The organism is Spirosoma koreense (assembly GCF_054777875.1).
In genome coordinates this window covers 407,298-425,119 of the sequence record NZ_BAAHAC010000022.1, presented here as the reverse complement: position 1 = coordinate 425,119, position 17,822 = coordinate 407,298, and the positions used below count along the sequence as shown (strand labels likewise).

The 17,822-nt window shown below is 46.3% G+C and carries 16 protein-coding genes and 6 tRNA genes; 13 read left to right on the top strand and 9 right to left on the bottom strand.

Annotated features, from left to right (window positions below; genetic code table 11):
- Positions 1-98: 98 nt before the first annotated feature.
- Positions 99-1,229 carry a tRNA guanosine(34) transglycosylase Tgt gene (gene tgt / locus ACYVC2_RS15200; protein WP_461103296.1) on the bottom strand — a complete coding sequence of 377 codons (1,131 nt, stop codon included), beginning with the start codon at positions 1,227-1,229 and terminating at the stop codon, positions 99-101.
- A gap of 152 nt (positions 1,230-1,381) precedes the next feature.
- On the opposite strand from tgt, the gene ACYVC2_RS15195 reads away from it, so the two are divergent.
- The 7 genes from ACYVC2_RS15195 to ACYVC2_RS15165 all read left to right on the top strand — a co-directional run bounded on the left by ACYVC2_RS15195 (position 1,382) and on the right by ACYVC2_RS15165 (position 7,781).
- The gene (locus ACYVC2_RS15195) at positions 1,382-2,536 is read left to right on the top strand and encodes a glycosyltransferase (protein WP_461103295.1); all 1,155 of its coding nucleotides are present in this window, start codon (positions 1,382-1,384) and stop codon (positions 2,534-2,536) included.
- A 95-nt stretch (positions 2,537-2,631) separates the two neighbouring features.
- Entirely contained in the window at positions 2,632-3,261 is a 630-nt protein-coding gene (gene rsmG / locus ACYVC2_RS15190; RefSeq protein ID WP_461103294.1) for a 16S rRNA (guanine(527)-N(7))-methyltransferase RsmG, read from the top strand.
- Positions 3,262-3,370: 109 nt separating this feature from the next.
- Positions 3,371-3,673 carry a hypothetical protein gene (locus ACYVC2_RS15185; protein WP_461103293.1) on the top strand — a complete coding sequence of 101 codons (303 nt, stop codon included), beginning with the start codon at positions 3,371-3,373 and terminating at the stop codon, positions 3,671-3,673.
- Positions 3,674-3,792: 119 nt separating this feature from the next.
- Positions 3,793-3,866 (top strand) — tRNA-Asn (locus tag ACYVC2_RS15180).
- A 274-nt stretch (positions 3,867-4,140) separates the two neighbouring features.
- Complete coding sequence (locus ACYVC2_RS15175) at positions 4,141-4,860, top strand: PD-(D/E)XK nuclease domain-containing protein (RefSeq protein WP_461103292.1); 720 nt, start codon at positions 4,141-4,143, stop codon at positions 4,858-4,860.
- Positions 4,861-4,973: 113 nt separating this feature from the next.
- Complete coding sequence (locus ACYVC2_RS15170; protein ID WP_461103291.1) at positions 4,974-6,440, top strand: ATP-binding protein; 1,467 nt, start codon at positions 4,974-4,976, stop codon at positions 6,438-6,440.
- 591 nt (positions 6,441-7,031) lie between these two features.
- Positions 7,032-7,781 (top strand): hypothetical protein, encoded by a 750-nt coding sequence (locus tag ACYVC2_RS15165; protein WP_461103290.1) that lies wholly within the window; start codon positions 7,032-7,034, stop codon positions 7,779-7,781.
- A gap of 774 nt (positions 7,782-8,555) precedes the next feature.
- Here the strand turns inward: ACYVC2_RS15165 and ACYVC2_RS15160 are convergent.
- Positions 8,556-8,963, bottom strand: a complete 408-nt coding sequence (locus ACYVC2_RS15160) for an A1S_2505 family phage non-structural protein (protein WP_461103289.1) — start codon at positions 8,961-8,963, stop codon at positions 8,556-8,558.
- Positions 8,964-9,051: 88 nt separating this feature from the next.
- Complete coding sequence (locus tag ACYVC2_RS15155) at positions 9,052-9,381, bottom strand: hypothetical protein (protein ID WP_461103288.1); 330 nt, start codon at positions 9,379-9,381, stop codon at positions 9,052-9,054.
- A gap of 327 nt (positions 9,382-9,708) precedes the next feature.
- Between ACYVC2_RS15155 and ACYVC2_RS15150 the strand changes: the two genes are divergently transcribed.
- From ACYVC2_RS15150 to ACYVC2_RS15130, 5 genes are all read left to right on the top strand, one after another.
- Positions 9,709-9,809 (top strand) — tRNA-Tyr (locus ACYVC2_RS15150).
- Positions 9,810-9,847: 38 nt separating this feature from the next.
- Positions 9,848-9,918 (top strand) — tRNA-Cys (locus ACYVC2_RS15145).
- A gap of 14 nt (positions 9,919-9,932) precedes the next feature.
- Positions 9,933-10,036, top strand: a tRNA-OTHER gene (locus ACYVC2_RS15140).
- Between the two features lie 12 nt (positions 10,037-10,048).
- Positions 10,049-10,133, top strand: a tRNA-Ser gene (locus tag ACYVC2_RS15135).
- A gap of 73 nt (positions 10,134-10,206) precedes the next feature.
- Positions 10,207-10,278: transfer RNA gene (locus tag ACYVC2_RS15130), tRNA-Gln, on the top strand.
- A gap of 502 nt (positions 10,279-10,780) precedes the next feature.
- On the opposite strand, the gene ACYVC2_RS15125 is transcribed toward ACYVC2_RS15130, so the two are convergent.
- On the bottom strand, positions 10,781-11,089 hold the full coding sequence (locus ACYVC2_RS15125) for a helix-turn-helix domain-containing protein (RefSeq protein ID WP_461103287.1): 309 nt from the start codon (positions 11,087-11,089) through the stop codon (positions 10,781-10,783).
- A 31-nt stretch (positions 11,090-11,120) separates the two neighbouring features.
- Complete coding sequence (locus ACYVC2_RS15120) at positions 11,121-11,309, bottom strand: helix-turn-helix domain-containing protein (RefSeq protein ID WP_461107145.1); 189 nt, start codon at positions 11,307-11,309, stop codon at positions 11,121-11,123.
- A 477-nt stretch (positions 11,310-11,786) separates the two neighbouring features.
- Between ACYVC2_RS15120 and ACYVC2_RS15115 the strand changes: the two genes are divergently transcribed.
- The gene (locus ACYVC2_RS15115; RefSeq protein ID WP_461103286.1) at positions 11,787-13,064 is read left to right on the top strand and encodes a hypothetical protein; all 1,278 of its coding nucleotides are present in this window, start codon (positions 11,787-11,789) and stop codon (positions 13,062-13,064) included.
- A 280-nt stretch (positions 13,065-13,344) separates the two neighbouring features.
- Here the strand turns inward: ACYVC2_RS15115 and ACYVC2_RS15110 are convergent, their stop codons facing one another.
- The 4 genes from ACYVC2_RS15110 to ACYVC2_RS15095 all read right to left on the bottom strand — a co-directional run bounded on the left by ACYVC2_RS15110 (position 13,345) and on the right by ACYVC2_RS15095 (position 17,815).
- Positions 13,345-13,596: a hypothetical protein gene (locus ACYVC2_RS15110; protein WP_461103285.1), complete on the bottom strand. Its 252-nt coding sequence runs from the start codon at positions 13,594-13,596 to the stop codon at positions 13,345-13,347.
- Between the two features lie 473 nt (positions 13,597-14,069).
- Complete coding sequence (locus ACYVC2_RS15105) at positions 14,070-14,981, bottom strand: DUF808 domain-containing protein (protein ID WP_461103284.1); 912 nt, start codon at positions 14,979-14,981, stop codon at positions 14,070-14,072.
- Between the two features lie 490 nt (positions 14,982-15,471).
- Positions 15,472-16,374 (bottom strand): alpha/beta hydrolase, encoded by a 903-nt coding sequence (locus ACYVC2_RS15100; protein ID WP_461103283.1) that lies wholly within the window; start codon positions 16,372-16,374, stop codon positions 15,472-15,474.
- 94 nt (positions 16,375-16,468) lie between these two features.
- Positions 16,469-17,815: a Gfo/Idh/MocA family protein gene (locus tag ACYVC2_RS15095; protein WP_461103282.1), complete on the bottom strand. Its 1,347-nt coding sequence runs from the start codon at positions 17,813-17,815 to the stop codon at positions 16,469-16,471.
- Positions 17,816-17,822: the final 7 nt, after the last annotated feature.

The following is a 17,822-nucleotide window of genomic DNA, read 5'->3' as shown; positions in this document are numbered from 1 at the left end:
TACTTTTCCCGGATAGGAATAAGACGGAGAGAAAGCAAAAAAGTCTCCTAAAAATCTATTTAGGAGACTTATAATACCTGAATAATGGACCTGATCGACTACAATCGTTGCATGAACCGCCCGACGTTTTGATTTTTCCAGAGGCCAAAGTCGCCGTCGGCGATATGGACCCGTGCCTGGCGGACGAGCCACAAATAGAAGGTCAGATTATGTAGACTGGCAATCTGGGCTCCAAGTAACTCTTCGGATTTAAATAAATGCCGCAGATACGCTTTTGAGTAAAACGTGCTGGCATATCCACCCAACCCGGCATCGATGGGGCTAAAATCCTGACTCCACTTTTCGTTTTTGATATTTATGATACCTTCGGTCGTAAACAGCAACCCATGCCGGGCGTTGCGCGTAGGCATTACGCAGTCGAACATATCGACGCCCAGGGCAATGGCTTCCAGAATGTTGGCTGGCGTACCAACGCCCATCAGGTAACGCGGTTTGTCGACGGGCAGGATGCTATTCACAAGCTCGATGGTCGTATACATGTCTTCGGCAGGTTCGCCTACCGCCAGGCCACCGATGGCATTGCCTTCCCGTTCTTTACTCGCAATCACCTCGGCCGACTGACGACGCAAATCTGCGTACGTACTGCCCTGCACAATCGGGAACAGGGTTTGCCGATAGCCGTAGTGACCTTCAGTTTCGTCGAAACGGCCAATGCAGCGATCGAGCCAGCGGTGGGTCATTTCCATCGACTGACGGGCGTATCCGTACTCACAGGGGTAGGGCGTACATTCATCGAAAGCCATGATGATATCGGCCCCGATGGTTCGCTGAATATCCATGACCCCTTCGGGCGTAAAGGTATGCTTCGACCCATCGATGTGTGACTTGAAAGTAACTCCTTCTTCCTTGATCTTACGGGTATTCGACAGCGAATACACCTGATACCCGCCCGAATCGGTCAGGATCGGGCGTCGCCAGCCGTTAAACGCATGCAGTCCACCGGCTTGCTGCAAGACATTCAGGCCGGGTCGCAGGTATAAATGATAGGTGTTCCCCAGAATAATCTCGGCGTTGATATCGGATTCCAGTTCCCGCTGATGAACGGCTTTTACGGTGCCAGCCGTGCCGACCGGCATAAAAATAGGTGTCTGAATCGATCCATGATCTGTTGTCAGAGTACCCGTCCGGGCTTTCGACCCAGGATCGTGGGCCGTAATTGAAAATGTCATCCTGCAAAATTAGTCGATAGTCGGTAGCCTAGGTTATCCACCGGCAAAGTTGATCGATCTACTCCGCTCCCGGCAAACGACGAATGACTGGTAGCGAACGATTATCTTTGTGCGCAAACCATCGATTTAATGAGCTTACCTCCTTCTGTTTCGTGATTATCATTCTGCTGGCAGCCTGGCTGCTGTTTGTCGGGATTCAGCTTATTTTTATCCTTTTCATATATTCCCGAACCGCTTTCTTCCGTCAATCAGCGGTAACCAGTCGCGATGCCCAGCCGGGGATTACGGTGGTGGTGTGCGCTCGAAACGAGCACGAAAACCTCCGCCAGTTACTGCCTCTGCTCGATGCCCAGCACTATCCCGATTTCGAAGTATTGGTCATGGATGATCGCTCGACCGACGGCACCCGTTTTTTTCTGGAACGGGAAACATCTATCCTCGAACACATCCGGTTTATTCGGATCGACAAAGAACACGAACACATAACCCCCAAAAAATATGCGTTGACCATTGCGTTCAAAAAGGCCCGTTATGCTACGGTGCTGCTCACCGACGCCGATTGTCGGCCTGCTTCCAGCGACTGGCTGACGGGGATGGTTGCTCCATTGCAAAATCCTGAAAAAGAAATCGTGCTGGGGTTTTCGCCCTACCAAAGCCGTCCCGGCCTGTTAAATCTGTTGATCCGGTCCGAAACCCTGTTCACGGCTATACAGTATTTTTCGCTGGCCCTGGCCGGCAAACCATACATGGGCGTGGGGCGAAACCTGGCCTACCGGACGTCGCTATTTTTTGCCAACCGGGGGTTTTATTCGCATATCAACGTAGTCGGTGGTGATGATGACCTGTTCCTGAACGAAGTGGCGACCAAACGCAACACGACCGTCTGCCTGGCTCCGTCAACCTTCACCTGGTCGATACCCAAGGAAACGTGGGCCGATTGGCGCTTACAGAAACGACGCCACCTGAACGTGGGTAACTACTACAAACCTGGCCACAAGCTTCGGCTGGGCCTACTGACCGGATCACAGGTGCTAAGCTGGCTGCTGGCCCTATACGCCGGCTGCCTTGTAGCAGGCGATCATTCCTTTACCGCCCATGAATGGTTACTTTTGCGGATTGGAACCGGTGCTTTTCTGGCGCGACTATTCGCCTTCTGGGGAATAGTCGGCCGTATCAGCTACCGGCTAAGCCATACCGTCCACTGGGCGATCATTCCTTTTGTCGACTTGGTACTGGCCATATATTACGGACTAGCGGGCGCGAAAACGCTCCTGACCAGACCCGACAAACGGATTTACTGGCGCTAGACTTTACCCATAAACACGGAGTGCCGATTCAGGAGTGCCAGCGGAAGTCGTTAGTTGCCTTCGCCGTATTATATTCGCCGACTCATTTTCGATCCATGACTATCGATCTGTTACTGAAATATTTTCCAGCCCTTACCAGCGAACAGAAGGAGCAATTTGCTGCCCTGGACGGGCTCTACCGCGACTGGAATGCCAGGATCAACGTTATTTCGCGGCAGGATATCGATGCCCTCTACGAAAAGCACATCTTACATTCGCTGGGTATCGCCAAAATCGTGCAGTTTAAACCGGGTACTGAGATTCTGGACGTGGGTACGGGGGGCGGTTTTCCGGGTATCCCCCTGGCGATTCTCTTTCCTATGGTCGATTTTCACCTCGTCGACAGCATTGGGAAGAAGATAAAAGTCGTGCAGGAAGTAGCCGATGCGCTGGCGCTGAAGAACGTCAAGGCGGAACAGATGCGGGTGGAGCAGTTGAACACCACCTACGATTTTGTCGTCAGTCGGGCCGTTACCCGTTTAAAGCCCTTTCTAGGCTGGGTTCGCTACAAAATTCATAAGTCAGGCAACAACGACCGGCCGAACGGTGTTTTGTATCTCAAAGGGGGCGACCTGACCGAAGAGTTGGCAGAAGTACCTGACCGTTATCGGGTTTATGAGCTCTCCGACTACTTCGAGGAGCCCTTTTTTGAGACGAAGAAAGTAATTTACATCCCTAAAAAATAACCGGGATTTATGTGATTGAACTGACCGACCCTGATTTTGTACATCGCTTTCGACGAAAGCAGAAACCATAGTCGATCCGTCAAATCCTGTAAATCCCGGTCCAGAAATCATGGCAGAAAAATTCCGTAGCAGCAGTTTTAAAGATCCACTCAATCCTGACGAGGTTGAATTCAACGACAAAGGGGTTACTTTCCGGGCCCGGAAACTGATCGGTGGCACCGATAATTTCGTCTTTTACTCCGATATCTCAGGCGTTGAGATTGACAATGGTATGTTCTTTGCGACGATTCACGTGATACCACGTGCGCGCCCGGAGATCGTCATTCGTAATTTTTCTAAAAGCGACGCCCGGCGGATCAAGGAGTTGATTCTCCAGAACGTACCTGATCATCGTCCCGACGCTTTCCGATAAAATTTACCCTCGTTTCATCTGATAGTCATCAGCTTAGGCGGAGTGCGTCAGTCAGGCAATATTTTTTCGGGCACAATACTTGCGTGATATCGTGATTAGCCCTACTTTTGCCCCACGATTCCCGAATAGCTCAGTCGGTTAGAGCATCTGACTGTTAATCAGAGGGTCGCTGGTTCGAGCCCAGCTTCGGGAGCCTGATAATGAGCCACTTACGAGTTAAAACTTGTGAGTGGCTTTTTTATTTGCATACAGTTGCTTTTAAATTTTCTCTATTACTCTTGCTTGTATGTCGAAAAGAAGAGTGTCTCAATCTCCTGTTGATAACACGCCAGACTTTCTAGTTAAGCGGAAGGACCAGTTCGAAGCGGAGTTAGGTGATCGAATCCTGATTGGGGAAAGGATAATCGAAAAACAGATCAACAATAGGGATGACCTTGCTAAAGCCTCGCAAGAGTATACGTCTTGGAATGACTATAATGCTGAGTTTATTAAGCGAGCCTTTAATAGGTCAGATAACCAATTTTTTTAAAGATTACACCTACCAGCCTATGACGATCAGCCGAATTTCATTTGGCACTGCCCCTCAGCCAACTTTAAATGAAATGGCAGGCAAAGTACGTAGTAATTTATCTATTAAGCTTTCTCGTTTAAAGTTAATTCAAGGCAAGTTGCCTCTTATTGATGAAGCTGAGGGATTAATAGAGAAAGCAGATGTTGATTTACAAAGCCAAGGTATAGAGCAGTTAGCATTACTCTTTTCAAGGTTTCACAAAGTAGCTCAAAGCCTAAGACATCGACATAGTAATAGAGAAACATTAATAATTAAGGACGAGTACGATGTTCAAGATTTACTTCATAGTCTATTACTAATTCACTTTGATGATATTCGAACAGAGGATTATTCACCAAGCTATGCAGGTGCTAACTCTAGAACTGATTTTGTTCTCAAAGACGCGCAAATAGTTATTGAGATCAAGATGACTAACGATCATCTTGCGGACAGGGAAGTTGGAGCACAACTATTGATTGATATTGGTCGATACCGAGGACACCCAGAATGTAAAATATTGGTTATATTCATTTATGACAAAGGTGATCATATACGTAACAAAGCTGGATTGATTAATGACCTTGAGCGAATGAGTACCTCAGAAGTAACAGTAAAGGTTTTCATTTGTCCTAGATGAAATTTAGTCATTGAATGGTCCAATGACAGGACAATTTTTACTTGCCTAGAAAACAAACATCCAGTATAACTATTTGATTGTCAGAGTATTTTTACTTGCCTGAAAAAATAACCATGGTTAAAGATTGGATTACAAGAGCTCTAGCTTTACTGGATCATAGCCTTAAACCCGTACCACAGGAAATCAATGAACTAGATTGGAAAGAAATGTTATCGCCTGATAAAGAACGTCTTATTCAGCATTTGTCAGCGTTAGCCAACTTACCAGCTGGTGGGTTTTTAGTATTTGGCATCGAAGACAAGGCAGCCAAACTGGTTGGCGTGACTAGAGAAAATGCTCAACAAATAGTACAAAAACTAACTAATTTGGGGCGTGATGCACTTGATCCACCAATTCATATTGACTATGCTATTGAGTCATATGATGGCGTACCATTACTTTTTGTATATGTTAAAGAGAGTCCGACTAAACCAGTCCATAAACGTGGGCAAACAATAGAAAACACCTTCATACGAAGCGGAGGTAGTACTCGTGAAGCATCTCGCCCTGAAGTTGGCAGCTTGATGCTCAATAGTAAAACACCCCGATTTGAAGAGAATCACGCTACTAAAGTAAAATCCGGAAACGAAGTCTTGGATTTAATTGACTACAGAACAGTATTTGCTTTACTAGATAACAAAACGGTTCCTACCACACAGGAGGGCGTTTTGAAGTGGATGGTTGACGAGAAGATGATCGAAGCGGTCGATGGAGCTGGCTATTATATCACCAATTTTGGTGCACTAGCGGCTGCCTTTGATTTAAATCAATTTGACGGCCTAGCTCGAAAAACTATTAGGCTTATCCGGTATAAAGGATTAAATAAGATTGAAACAGTTAGGGAATATCCTGGACGCAAAGGCTATGCAATTGCCTTTGAGGCTTTGATTACCTTTATGAAGGCTCTCCTGCCCGGCAGTGAAATCATTAAGAATGCCTTTAGAGCAGAAACTTCTGTGTACCCTGAGATTGCTTTGCGCGAATTGACTGCGAATGCCTTAATCCATCAAGATTTTTCAGTTCGTGGCGTCAACCCAATGATTGAGATTTTTGATGACCGGATCGAATTCTCAAACCCAGGACGTCTTTTACCTTCAAAGAAAATAGACCGACTTATAGGCACGACCCCTGAGTCAAGAAATGAAATTTTGGCTTCTGCTTTCCGCCGTTATAATATCTGTGAAGAACGAGGTTCTGGTATGGCGAAAACTGTCGCTTCCATTGAGTTGTATGGCTTGCCACCTCTTAGATTTGAAGAGACCTCTACTTCGTTTCGCGTAATTATGTATAGTCCCAGAAGCTTTGCAGATATGACTCCTACAGAGAGAATAGAAGCTTGTTATCAGCACAGTATAATACGCTATTTTTCTAGTAGCGGCCTGACTAACACATCCTTGAGGGAACGTTTCAAACTAAGCGAGAGGCAACGTTCTCAGGTTTCCCGTGTTATTAGAGATGCACTCACTCAGGGAAGAATAAAGCCTAAAGACCCTGACAATCAATCTGTTAAATTTGCAGAATACATCCCTTATTGGGGATAGTTTTTACTTGCTTGAAAAGACGACGTATACGTACAACTGATTGATTATCAACAGATTGCTTCTTGCTTAGAAAAACGACAGATGGTGAGATATAATATGGCTTGCTTGTCTTGTTGTAGTAGTAAGTTATAAACACCACTTTAAGAATACATACTTATTGCTTTTAGAAGACAAATTTGGCTTATGATCCTACAGTGAAATTGTAATCTTCTAAGTTTCGATATATTTTCCCACATGCCCCGTAACCAATATTATATATAATATTGGTTACGGGGCATGTACCAACGAAAAGACCTTGATAGCCAAGCACTTACAATGAGTGATGTTTTTGTACTATTCTAATATAAATGGAGTTACAACCGATCGTTTTAGACAATAACATCCAAATATGAAATCTTTACTTCACTCATAGTATTTCCTCCCACCTAGTTGTATATCGTTTGCTCTAATACTCCTACCGTATTAGCGAGTAAACCTTATATATTACCGCTTAGTAAATCAGCAAAATAACGTAAGCTCAGTAGTGTACTTTGTGGTGAAATCAATAGCGCCATGAGGGCTTATACCATACTTTCAGCTTGCTTATTATCTATGATCTTACTGGTCGGCTGCCATCGTGCGGCTCAATTAAATCGATTCTACTACTTAGCAGATGAGCCAATTGAGGTCTACGAATTTCCTTCGTTTTCGGGTAGTCCTATTCTAACAATCCAAAAAAGAGATACGATCTCAGCCACGGGAAAGGAAACGGTCCATATGGGCGGATTCACTCCTATCGAATATAAAGGATATGGGTTTTACTCGCCATTTGCCAGAGCCAGCTTTTTGTCTAAAACAAAAGTGGACCCAAAGCAAGAACCAGTTATTCCAGCAGTAGCCTATGTTGCCAGGCAAAAACAGAAAGTAGAAGATGAGCAGACTAAACAAGTAGAAGCAGATACGAAACAGTACTGGGCTGAACAGGATAAAATTGAGTGGTATGGTCAGGTTAGCTATAGGACTCAGTTATTAAGTGACATGTATGCTGTTGCTGATACAGTATTGTCCTTACCAGCTAATACGATAGTAAAGATAAAGCAGCATAACTATAGTTACTGGAAGGTATGGCATAATGGCAAACAAGGATACTTACCGGTTCATTTTATCTATTACTTCTCGAAAGCCAGAAGTCCTTTTGTCGCTACTGAATACACTGGCCGGACTTACCATCCTGACGGTGAAGAGTATCACCAAAGGCGGATCAATACACCAACAACCGGAGCTACACTCAACGTCGGGCCGCGAGGTGGTGTCTATTATTACAATAGCCACGGCAATAAGACGTATATACACAAAAAATAAAGCCATCGGCTCTTACATTCTCAATAGAGTGCTAATCCTTTAGTCAACCACGCTAGGTTAAAATTATTAATGTCGTATCACCAACCAGAAAACGTAATTCCAAAAACGGCTATATGACTACCCGGCAAAACCGGCAAAAGACATAGAAATAGACTAGTTGATAAACTTAGAAAACTGGTAGAGCGAAGGGGAATAAATGTATTTAATTAACCCAAACCGTGCTATACGAGCTGGCAGCAGAAAAGCTCCCTATACACCCCTTTCCAACATATCCACAGACTATCCGCAAGCCGTGTGGATAAAATAGCCAAAAAGGGGATTTTAGGTAAAGGGTTATTACCGTTTCTACCGGCAAAACCGGTTAAAAGTATGATAATCCACCTGTGCAACTGGGGTAGAGAATAGAAAGTTGCTTTTTTAGCTGCATTACCTAACCACAAAAATGAATGGACTACACTGTGACCGATGTGGCTATGAAATTTCCATACCAGAATTAGATAGTAAGCAGCAAGCCAGCCTGATAAGGCTTCATCGAGAGGGAAAAAGCTTAGCTGCCGTCAACTTCCTACTAGAATCCTCTAAATTAAGTCATGCTCAGGCTAAAGCGGTACTCATGCACCTAACTTCTCATCAAGACAAGTGTCATCGATGCGATTATGATACATTGTCAGAAGGCAATACGGTGTGCCCAACCTGTAAATCCGTCAACCTGAATTGGCGAGATTAACCTATTTCTAGTAGCTGTTGAGAAAAGCCAGCCGTGGCATCTTTATATTATTTACTTTGTATTACTTGCCAAAACCGCTCTGGAAGCCAGATATTTTCAAAGTAAACCCCTTCTTCAAATAAGGGCCCAATTTGTAAGGGAGTGAAGCCCGCTAACCCACAACCAATTTCTGTCACTAAGAACTGAAGTGAAGAATTGGTACGTGCGAAATCAAGGAAGTTGTTAACAAATGGCTTTATCTCTTGAATGGAAAGCGAGTGTTTTACCGAACGATCTTTCGTCGGTATAGCGTAGGTTTGCCCTTGTAAACCTTCAGCTTGACCATAGATAGCTCCCCAATTCAAAGCCATTTTGGCTGCACCTTTGCCATGTCTGCCTGATAGGTTTGACCCAAATACAAAAATTTGACTTTCAGCCAAGGTAATAATTCGTTCTGGAGTAATTCGAGTGATCATGTTTCAAAGGCCAACAGTAAAGAGAATTGGAGTTGGTTAAGGAAAGAGTCTTTTGCAACAGCCAACTGGATTAAGTTAGGTAGTTGTTCTAAATCTGGTCCTCATGCCCTAGAGTTGCAATCTTACAACCTTCCCGAGTAATAACTAATAACCCGAAATTATCGGATGAACAGGAACTGTCTTGCTTTCCTGCCTGATCATAGCGTACACACTTCAGATTTGTAATCTCCCCTTTGTTATTACGCTCAAGTACCTTAACCTCCACTTTCACTCCGTATCGTTGTAGAACCTGCTGCTCGGTCTGTTTGATTTGAGCGTCAGTAAATGTTCTAGTTACTTTAATTATTGGCTCATCCAGATTATTCAGATTAAGAGAAGTTGTGACCCAGGTTAGCAGCAGTAAGATCGTCAGTTTCATAGCTTGAATTTGGTTTTAAATCGGCTATCTAATCACTATTTGGTAAATAAGATACGCATAATAAGTCCCACCTGTCGCACAACCTACTCTGGCTACCTTTCGGCAACTCAAGTAACACATGCAGGATGCGAATTACATTTTTCAGTAGTTTTTTGGAACTCTCATTTCTTTCTCATTCTTTTGCAGCATGATCAACCGCAATCAATATCAACCCCAAAGTCTGTGCTGCCAGTATTGGCTGCATAGGGGTGCTATTGACTAAGGTTCAAAAGACTTTTTCATAGAGAGCCCCTATCGCGTCAAAACCGGTAGGGGCTTTTCGTTTACTGGCGCTCGGCAACGCGGGAGAGTTGCAGCAGACTGTAAATCTGTTCCTTCAGGTGAGTGGACGGTCGGCCGCTGCCGTTCGAATCCCTCAGCGCCAACCAAGCTACTAATTCATAATTGGATTAGTAGGCTTTATAAAGGTCCGTTGGCCAAGCGGTAAGGCAGAAGTCTGCAAAACTTCCACCCCCGGTTCGATTCCGGGACGGACCTCACAAGTTGAAAATACACCTGTCGTCCAGTGGTTAGGATAGCGGTCCGCTTCGGCGGTCTGATCCAAAACTGTTGACGGGTACGATCCGCCGTTGCGGTTCGAATCGCTCCAGGTGTTCAGTTGATAAATAGAGAGGTGGGTGAGTGGCTTAAACCACCAGTTTGCTAAACTAGCAGATGTAATAGTCTCGCGGGTTCAAATCCTGCTCTCTCTGCAAAAAGGTGTCGTACAGTCGGGTTACTTCGCTTTAAGCGCTATAGATCCGGCTGGCTGGTTACCCCTTTAATTGGGGCATGGTATAATGGTGATTACACCTGATTTTGGTTCAGGTAATGGTGGTTCGATTCCATCTGCCCCAACTAACAAAGAGGGCTCGGTTAATGGCCGGGCCTTTTTAATTCTTACCGAATGGCCAGAGAGTGAGACAGTTCGCATAGAGCTTGAAAGGGCCCCATGATTTTGTTTGTTTTAGGTTCACTTAACAAACTTACCCATGGACCCTATTGTCGTATTGCCCGCTGGACAATTGAAAGAAATAATCGATAACTATGTAAATACAACAAATGAACTGATAAAGGCCAAGCGGGAATTGCATGCGTTGAGAATTGATAAATACGTGCCACTACGCTGGGTTGCCTAATTTCGGGATGTTGATATAGACACCGCACGTAAAATGATTCGGGGTTTAAGCACAAATCAAAACCAGGCGAAGGACATAAAGGTGCTTTGTTTTGGTTCTGCAATTGTCCGTTATCGAAGGTCTTACATTCAAGAAATCACAGAAGAAAACCTAATTTCAATCAAAGATATGCTCGCTCAGAAACGCGTCAATCGCCAAAGGATTCGCTCATTGTAAGCCGCTCATTTTTTGTTCTGAAGCGCTGACAAAACACGCTTGTCGGCGGCTTCGGGACTAACCCGTTTCGACTGGATATACTCGCGCAGTTGAGCAATGTCGAACATAGGCCTTTTTCCTTCATATTGAGGCACTAACTTTCCTTCCTTTACTAATCGATGAAGAGTCATTTTCGACACCTGCAGAGCTTTTATCGTCTGGTCAATCGTCATACGAGCGACTTCGTTTTGGCGCAGGTAGCGCACTTCCCGTTCTAAGGCATCAATGCGTTTCAGTAAGGCTTCGAACTCTTCATAGCTGGGGACTTTTAACATGGGTATAGGCGTCGGGTTAGCGTTGACTTTTTCATCTGGCCGCAAGAATACGACTATCCGCGGCTTCAGGGCCCACGCGGGTTGACTGAATGTACGCCAGAATCTGCGACACCTCGTACAATACTCTTTTTCCTTGATAACGAGGAGACAGCTTACCCATCTGTGTTAACCGATGAACAGTCATTCGCGACACGCGTAATGCATCAGCAGTCTCTTTGATGGTAAACCAGTTTGGTGTACGGTCAACCAGAATAGTCAGAATCCGCTCGAAATTATCGATTCGCTTCTCAAGGGTTAAAAAATCCTCGGCCGTGGGTACTTACATCATGCGCGTAAGGTTTGAATTCGTCATGGTTTAGAACGAACAGATGAAAGTACGCGGCCCTGATGATCTTGCGAAATTAGAAAAGTTCACTGTGCCGATTTATTAAACCATCTCACACGAGATTTTCAGGGTTCTGTCACTCGCTTTCTTACCAGGCATAGTTGGATAACTCTTCGACCCCAATCTACTAAGACACTAGTCTTTTTAAGCACCGATTGAGCAACCCATCCTTAACAATTAACTCCTGATCGCGTAGCGCTTGTTCAAGCAAAATACGTTGTAGAAAATTTTCTTTACCTTGCTGACAGTAAAATGCCTGCCCAGGTTTGGCGACCTGACAGGCATTTTTCTATCCACAAAAAAAGCAAAGGTATGCGTAAAGTATACAAGTCAGTCGGGATATATTTCCTGGCTGGCCTTAGCCTAGCCGTTTTGCTATCGCTATGGGTCAATACCTCCCAATACATAGCCTCTGATGAGGTGACAGACAGTACTTCGAAAGACGACTCACTTAGGAGAGCTTTACGTGCTCTTGAAGAAGGAACAGGGCAAATTGCGACAATACCTGGCGATTCGTCGGGTTTCCATGATGACCCGCCCGAACACCCAATTAAAGAGAAAGCTCCTGTTAACGATGCCCCTTCGACCGAGGCCGACTGGAACACCGAAGTAGATGTGAGTGATTTTATTGAGGAGAAATCGCAGTACCAGCGGGAGAAAGAGGCCCACGCTAAATTAAGTCGTGAACTGGAGGCTGAGATGAGTGGATACAGAAAAGCCTTGACGGTTGGCCGCGGTGAAGCGTCCGTTAGCCTTCAACAAAAGTTATTTGCCACCAAAAGTCGGATCCATAGTCTGCAGTTGCGCTTAGATTCACTGTACGTTGTTTATTCGGCTCACGGCAATCAGGCTACTGATGGGCATCTTTCGACCAACAGTCCTTTAGAAGGCCAGCCGGCTTCTAGTCCTGCCAGCGATCCAAGCGCAGAATTAACGGCGTTGATCCACAAGCTTTTTCCAGCCAGCATCGCCTTTTCAACGCCGAAACTAATGTATGTTGGTGAGCCCCAGCCCATCACCCTCATCATCGACCCTAACCGAACGCCCGCTCAGGCCAAACAGGAACTCGCCAAAACCCTAATACCCCGGATTGATCAGGCAAAAACAGCGCACACACTCACTGCAGATTCGATTCGTATCAGCGACATTGTGGATGCGCATCTATCGGGCAGCGATTTTGTCATTAATCAGATTAGCCGGGAAACCCAGGTGATCAAAAAAGACGGTCCTACTGAATGGAGCTGGGAAGTAATTCCCCAGACCGAAGATGCCCAGTGGCTACACCTGGTAATCAATACCCAGCTTTATTATAAGGGTGGAAATCAAAATTATGCCCTGCAGACTTATCATCGCAACATCAAAGTGGATGTGACGATGGGAGCCCGGATTTCTCGCTTTATTGAGAAATACTCGGGTACGCTGCCTTTTATTTTCGGCACGGCGTCCATCTTTGGTTTTTGGGGTTGGTTTGTTGCCTGGATCCGGAACTGGTTAGACAGTCGAAAAAAACTAGACGAGATTAAACCGGCTCGGACCCGGCAACGACGGTCTACCAAAAGGACACCGCCCACAGCCAATGATCAATCATAACTACAAAAAAATGACTTATTCAGCTCATCAGAATTTTTTGTACTTATGTCCTGCTCAATTACCAGTTAAATATCCAGAGCTGCTTCACCTCCAGTATTTCGTCCCACCGCGTCATATATTCCTTGGCACTCCTGTCACATCGGCCAATTGGGATCATATAGCTGAGAAGCCAGCATAACGCAGGTTCCGTTTATCAATCACGCTAGATAGCTGCAGCAGCTCCCGGCTGTAAAGACGAAGAACGAGCCGATCCGTCTGCGTCCCCCGCTAAATACCCATCTTACCAAGTACCCCATCCGTTTAACCGACCGCCACTGGTATCAAAATAAAAATCACCAACCTCAATCCAGTCAGAAGGGCTTGATCCGGTTGGAGTAACGGCCAAGTAGCGCACGTAAGAACTAGTGTAGTAGTTTTGTACGGGTAGATAGATGATGTTTTTGTTTTTAGGGCTATTAAAGGCGCCAATCCGTAGAGCACCAGCACTTTTGAGTTTGATGGTATAGGTGTTGGAGTGGATTTTGTTAATCATGGCTGTCGGAATAGCCAGGCTGTCTGGAGCCCGGTATCCGGCATAGCCACAGGCGCAGTATTGACTCAGATCAATCCCCGTTTTGCCCTCTGTCCAATGAGAAGGAGCTGAGCCTGAGCGGAAAGCGTAAGATTAGTTTCCAGTTTAAGAGCGGGCAGGGTCGAAGGGAGCAGTGTATGCTTAAACAGACCCTATGAGAGCCAAACAAATTCGATTTTTTTACCGCCTAAGACAACACCCTAAGCTAGCTGAACCGAGTAAACTGGAGGGCACTATCTCTAACACCGGCAAGCTGGCATTTCCCCAACAATCTATCCATCAGTTAGGCGTACCACTTGATTCATTTCGCTTTTAGGCTGTCGCCCAACCCGACAGGCGAATGCCCGAGGTGCTTACCTGATACCCACCCAGGAGCCGGTGGTGTGGCATTCCGACCGGCCATTGTGGCTCAATCACGCGCATCTACACCTGAGTTACAAAAACGCCTTCTTGACTAACATCACAAGCTTCTCAATGATAAACCCCAGCATAAGCCCGGCAATTCCGGAGGCCAGGGCTTTGGTAAACCAGGCTACTACCGGCATTGAGGACAAACCCTGTTCTAAATCATGCAGTAAGTGAGCGGTAAACGGTAGGCCATGGGCAATGATTTCGGCACCTACCCAAAGCATAGCGGCTGTACCTACATAACCCAGCCAGCTCAGAAAATGCGGCATAAATTTTACCAGCCCACGGCCTATTTTCTGAGTAGCAGGAGGGTATTTACTGCCAGCCAGGTGCAGCCCCATATCATCGACTTTAACAATCAGGCCAACAAACCCATATACAGCCACCGTAATAAAAACAGCCACTGCTACCATCACGACAATCTGGTTCACAATCGCCTGGCCAGTTACCTGGCTATACGCAATGGCCATAATTTCGGCCGACAAAATAATATCCGTGCGAACCGCACTATCCACTCGTTCCTTCTCCAGCTCATCGGGAGTAATCTCTTTTACCGGCTCATGTTCAGCGTGCCTATCGTGGTGGCTAAACAGAGAATGAACCTTTTCGTAGCCCTCAAAACATAAATAAGCACCACCTACCATTAAAATAGGCGTAATAGCCCAGGGAGCAAAGTAGCCAAGCAACAAGGCGGCTGGACTTAAGATCAGGAGTTTATTGATCAGCGATTTTTTAGCAATCTGATAAATAATAGCCAGCTCCCGCGATGGATCGAGCCCCACAACATACTTGGGCGTGACGGCCGTGTCATCAATGACAATGCCCGACACTTTTCCGGTCGTTTTCGCGATTTGAGTCGGTATATCATCTAAACTGGCGGCACTTGCTTTTACCAACGCCGAAATATCATCCAATAAAGCAAAGAGTCCTGAAGGCATCGTCGAAAAGTTGGCTACTGCTACTATCACTGGAAAGGATGCATCGACAAGATCCTGATTTTTTTGAGTCCTGCCCCGCGAATGGCGCCGTTGGGGAAAGACCGGTTGGTCGCCAAGCCGCTGCGCTTGTTTACACAAAATTTGCGATACCTACTCCTTTACAGTAGCCTCTGAATAGTTTAACCAGCTCATGGGTCGAAAGTTGGCAACAAGTTGTTAATTCCTACCTGTGGACAAAGATCTGACTGTCTTCCAGAGTTACGATAAGCGCTTCTCTGGACAAGGGTTTTCGTGAACGAATCTGTAGGAATCCCTTTCTTTAAGCCAGAATTATCTTACCAAATTTGATCCTAGGGTGGAAAATAAGAAGTAATACATCCCCTGTATTTTGATCCTCCCGGTTTAGTTAACTCTTCGATGGTTAAGCCAACGCACCCTGGCTATGTATATAATTTGTACCTACCACGATTATCTCAACAGATCATCCTGGTTATGGAGTGAGCAAGCTGGTGTCCGTCAGCCATTGTCGTATTCGCCCAAACCACTCCTCGAACGTCGGGGTTTTACCGAAGCCGTGTTCGCCTTTGTGGTATATATGCAGGTCGGCTGGAACACCGTTTTGCTGGAGAGCCTCATAAAATACCACACTGTTTTTGACGGGCACCTTCGAGTCATCACCCGCATGGGTCAGGAAAGCGGGTGGAGTGGTTTTATCAACGTGTAATTCGTTGGAATAGAGCCGGATTTGATCCGGTTTGGGCGACAGACCAAGCAGGTTTTTGCGTGTTTTCTCGCTGCCGATTTCATACGACAGGCTAATCACCGGATAAACAAGAATCATAAAATCCGGGCGCAGGTTTATGCCTTCCGGATTGTCGATGACCGGCTTTTGAAAATGAGTTCCGGCCGTAGCAGCCAGATGGCCACCAGCCGAAAAGCCCATGATCCCGATTCGTTTCGGATCGATACCCCATTCGGTAGCGCGTTGGCGAATTGTTTTCAACGCCTGCTGGGCATCCTGCAACGGGCCAATGGACGGGTCGATCATTGTTTTCTCGCTGGGTAGCCGGTATTTCAGCACCAAAGCGGCCACGCCCAGTTTAGTAAAGGCTTCGGCAATGTCGAAGCCTTCCCGCTTCATGACCAGCGTTTCGTAGCCACCGCCGGGGCAGACGATGACAGCCGTCCCGGTGGCTTTTTCTTTCGGTGGTAAAAAGAGCGTCAGCGTTGGCTGAACTACATTGGTTACACTCTGATCGGCCCGTTTAATTTCGTTGACCTCGGATGCTTTTGCATTCGGTATGGCACCCGTATACAACGGAATTTCCTGCTGAGCCAACCCGATCAGTGCTGAGCAGCAACAATAGCCGCTTAGTAGTAACTTTTTTATCATCTTAAGTAGGGGTTTTAGTTTTAAAAGAAAGCAATCACACAAGGTGGTGAGGCTTTACTCAATTACCAATCCTATGATGTACAATGATATATCCTTATGCTTTTATCGCTTTTGGTTTCAGACCGGATATCTCCTCAATACGCACGGGCTGACCGGTTTGCTTACTTTTTCGAGCGCAAATGCCGACCAGAATCGCCATGGCCCCATCCCGGCTTCCGGCCGTCTGGCGAAATGCATCCGGCGTGTTAGGGTTCCGAAAAATCTTATCCCGAAGGCGTGCATCTCCTCCGCCATGTCCCTCCGCCTGAGGTACGTTGATATACTCGACTTCGCCAAAGTTTTTGGATAACATAAGTTCGTCCTGCGGTTCGATTGGCATCTTTCCTGCTTCCTTGATCCATGCTTCCAGTCGTCCCTGCGTTCCGTTAAAGGCAATCCGATAGCCTTCGTAAGGGGAATAGGTGGTCAGCGAATAACTGACATTGACCCCATTGGCATACTGAATGGTAGCTGCCATTTTATCGTCTATGTTGACATCTTCTTTAAATACACAACCATCCCGCAGATAACCATCATACTGTTCGTTGTCGATGTACAGAGCCGTCAACCGTTTATCCTTCGTCATGTCCCAGTAAAAGCTGCAGTCACTTTTATGGGGGCAGCTTCGGCAGTTTTCCGCCCGAAAAGGGCCTTTTTTTCCGTAAAAGTCTAACGACCCCTGCGCAAAGACTTGCTCCGGTTCCGACTCCAGCCACCAGTTCAGCAAATCGAAGTGGTGACTGGCTTTGTGAACCCAAAGTGAACCGCTGTTTTCGCGCAGTCGGTGCCAGCGCCGGAAATAATCGGCCCCGTGGTGAATGTCTAAATACCAGTGGAAGTCAACCGAGGTAATCTTCCCAATGACGCCTTCCCGCAACAGTTCGTAGAGTTTCTGGCGGTGGGGCGAATACCGATAGTTGAAGGTAACCGTCACCTTTTTACCCGTTCGTTTTTCTGCCTCCAGAATAGACCGGCATTTGGTTTCATCGGTGGTCATGGGTTTTTCGGTAATGATATCAGCGCCCATCTCCATGCCTTTGATAATAAACTGATCGTGGGTCGCGTCGACCGTAGTGACGATCAACAAGTCGGGTTTGGTTTCCCGCATCATTCTGTCGAAGTCGGTATAGACCGGGCAGGTCACCTGCATAAGCTGCTGAGCCGTTTTTACCCGCCCCACGTTTTTGTCGCACAGGCCGACAAATTCGACGATGTCGCCAAATTCCTGCACGACTGGTATCCCCCACATACTGGTTCCGCGGTGGCCGGTTCCGACCATGGCCACCCGGCGTTTGGGTGCGTTTCGGGGAAGCGAGGGAAAGGATGAAGCAGTGACTACACTGGCCGCAGCCAGGGATGATTGGTGTAAAAAAGTACGTCGGGTGAGTTCGTTCGATTTCATTCAGGCA

Bases quoted from the DNA above. Each gene is read 5' to 3' on its own strand.
- tgt (WP_461103296.1), bottom strand. From the start codon at position 1,229: ATGACATTTTCAATTACGGCCCACGATCCTGGGTCGAAAGCCCGGACG.
- rsmG (WP_461103294.1), top strand. From the start codon at position 2,632: ATGACTATCGATCTGTTACTGAAATATTTTCCAGCCCTTACCAGCGAA.
- ACYVC2_RS15185 (WP_461103293.1), top strand. From the start codon at position 3,371: ATGGCAGAAAAATTCCGTAGCAGCAGTTTTAAAGATCCACTCAATCCT.
- ACYVC2_RS15175 (WP_461103292.1), top strand. From the start codon at position 4,141: ATGACTATAATGCTGAGTTTATTAAGCGAGCCTTTAATAGGTCAGATA.
- ACYVC2_RS15170 (WP_461103291.1), top strand. From the start codon at position 4,974: ATGGTTAAAGATTGGATTACAAGAGCTCTAGCTTTACTGGATCATAGC.
- ACYVC2_RS15165 (WP_461103290.1), top strand. From the start codon at position 7,032: ATGATCTTACTGGTCGGCTGCCATCGTGCGGCTCAATTAAATCGATTC.
- ACYVC2_RS15160 (WP_461103289.1), bottom strand. From the start codon at position 8,963: ATGATCACTCGAATTACTCCAGAACGAATTATTACCTTGGCTGAAAGT.
- ACYVC2_RS15155 (WP_461103288.1), bottom strand. From the start codon at position 9,381: ATGAAACTGACGATCTTACTGCTGCTAACCTGGGTCACAACTTCTCTT.
- ACYVC2_RS15125 (WP_461103287.1), bottom strand. From the start codon at position 11,089: ATGTTAAAAGTCCCCAGCTATGAAGAGTTCGAAGCCTTACTGAAACGC.
- ACYVC2_RS15115 (WP_461103286.1), top strand. From the start codon at position 11,787: ATGCGTAAAGTATACAAGTCAGTCGGGATATATTTCCTGGCTGGCCTT.
- ACYVC2_RS15110 (WP_461103285.1), bottom strand. From the start codon at position 13,596: ATGATTAACAAAATCCACTCCAACACCTATACCATCAAACTCAAAAGT.
- ACYVC2_RS15105 (WP_461103284.1), bottom strand. From the start codon at position 14,981: ATGCCTTCAGGACTCTTTGCTTTATTGGATGATATTTCGGCGTTGGTA.
- ACYVC2_RS15100 (WP_461103283.1), bottom strand. From the start codon at position 16,374: ATGATAAAAAAGTTACTACTAAGCGGCTATTGTTGCTGCTCAGCACTG.
- ACYVC2_RS15095 (WP_461103282.1), bottom strand. From the start codon at position 17,815: ATGAAATCGAACGAACTCACCCGACGTACTTTTTTACACCAATCATCC.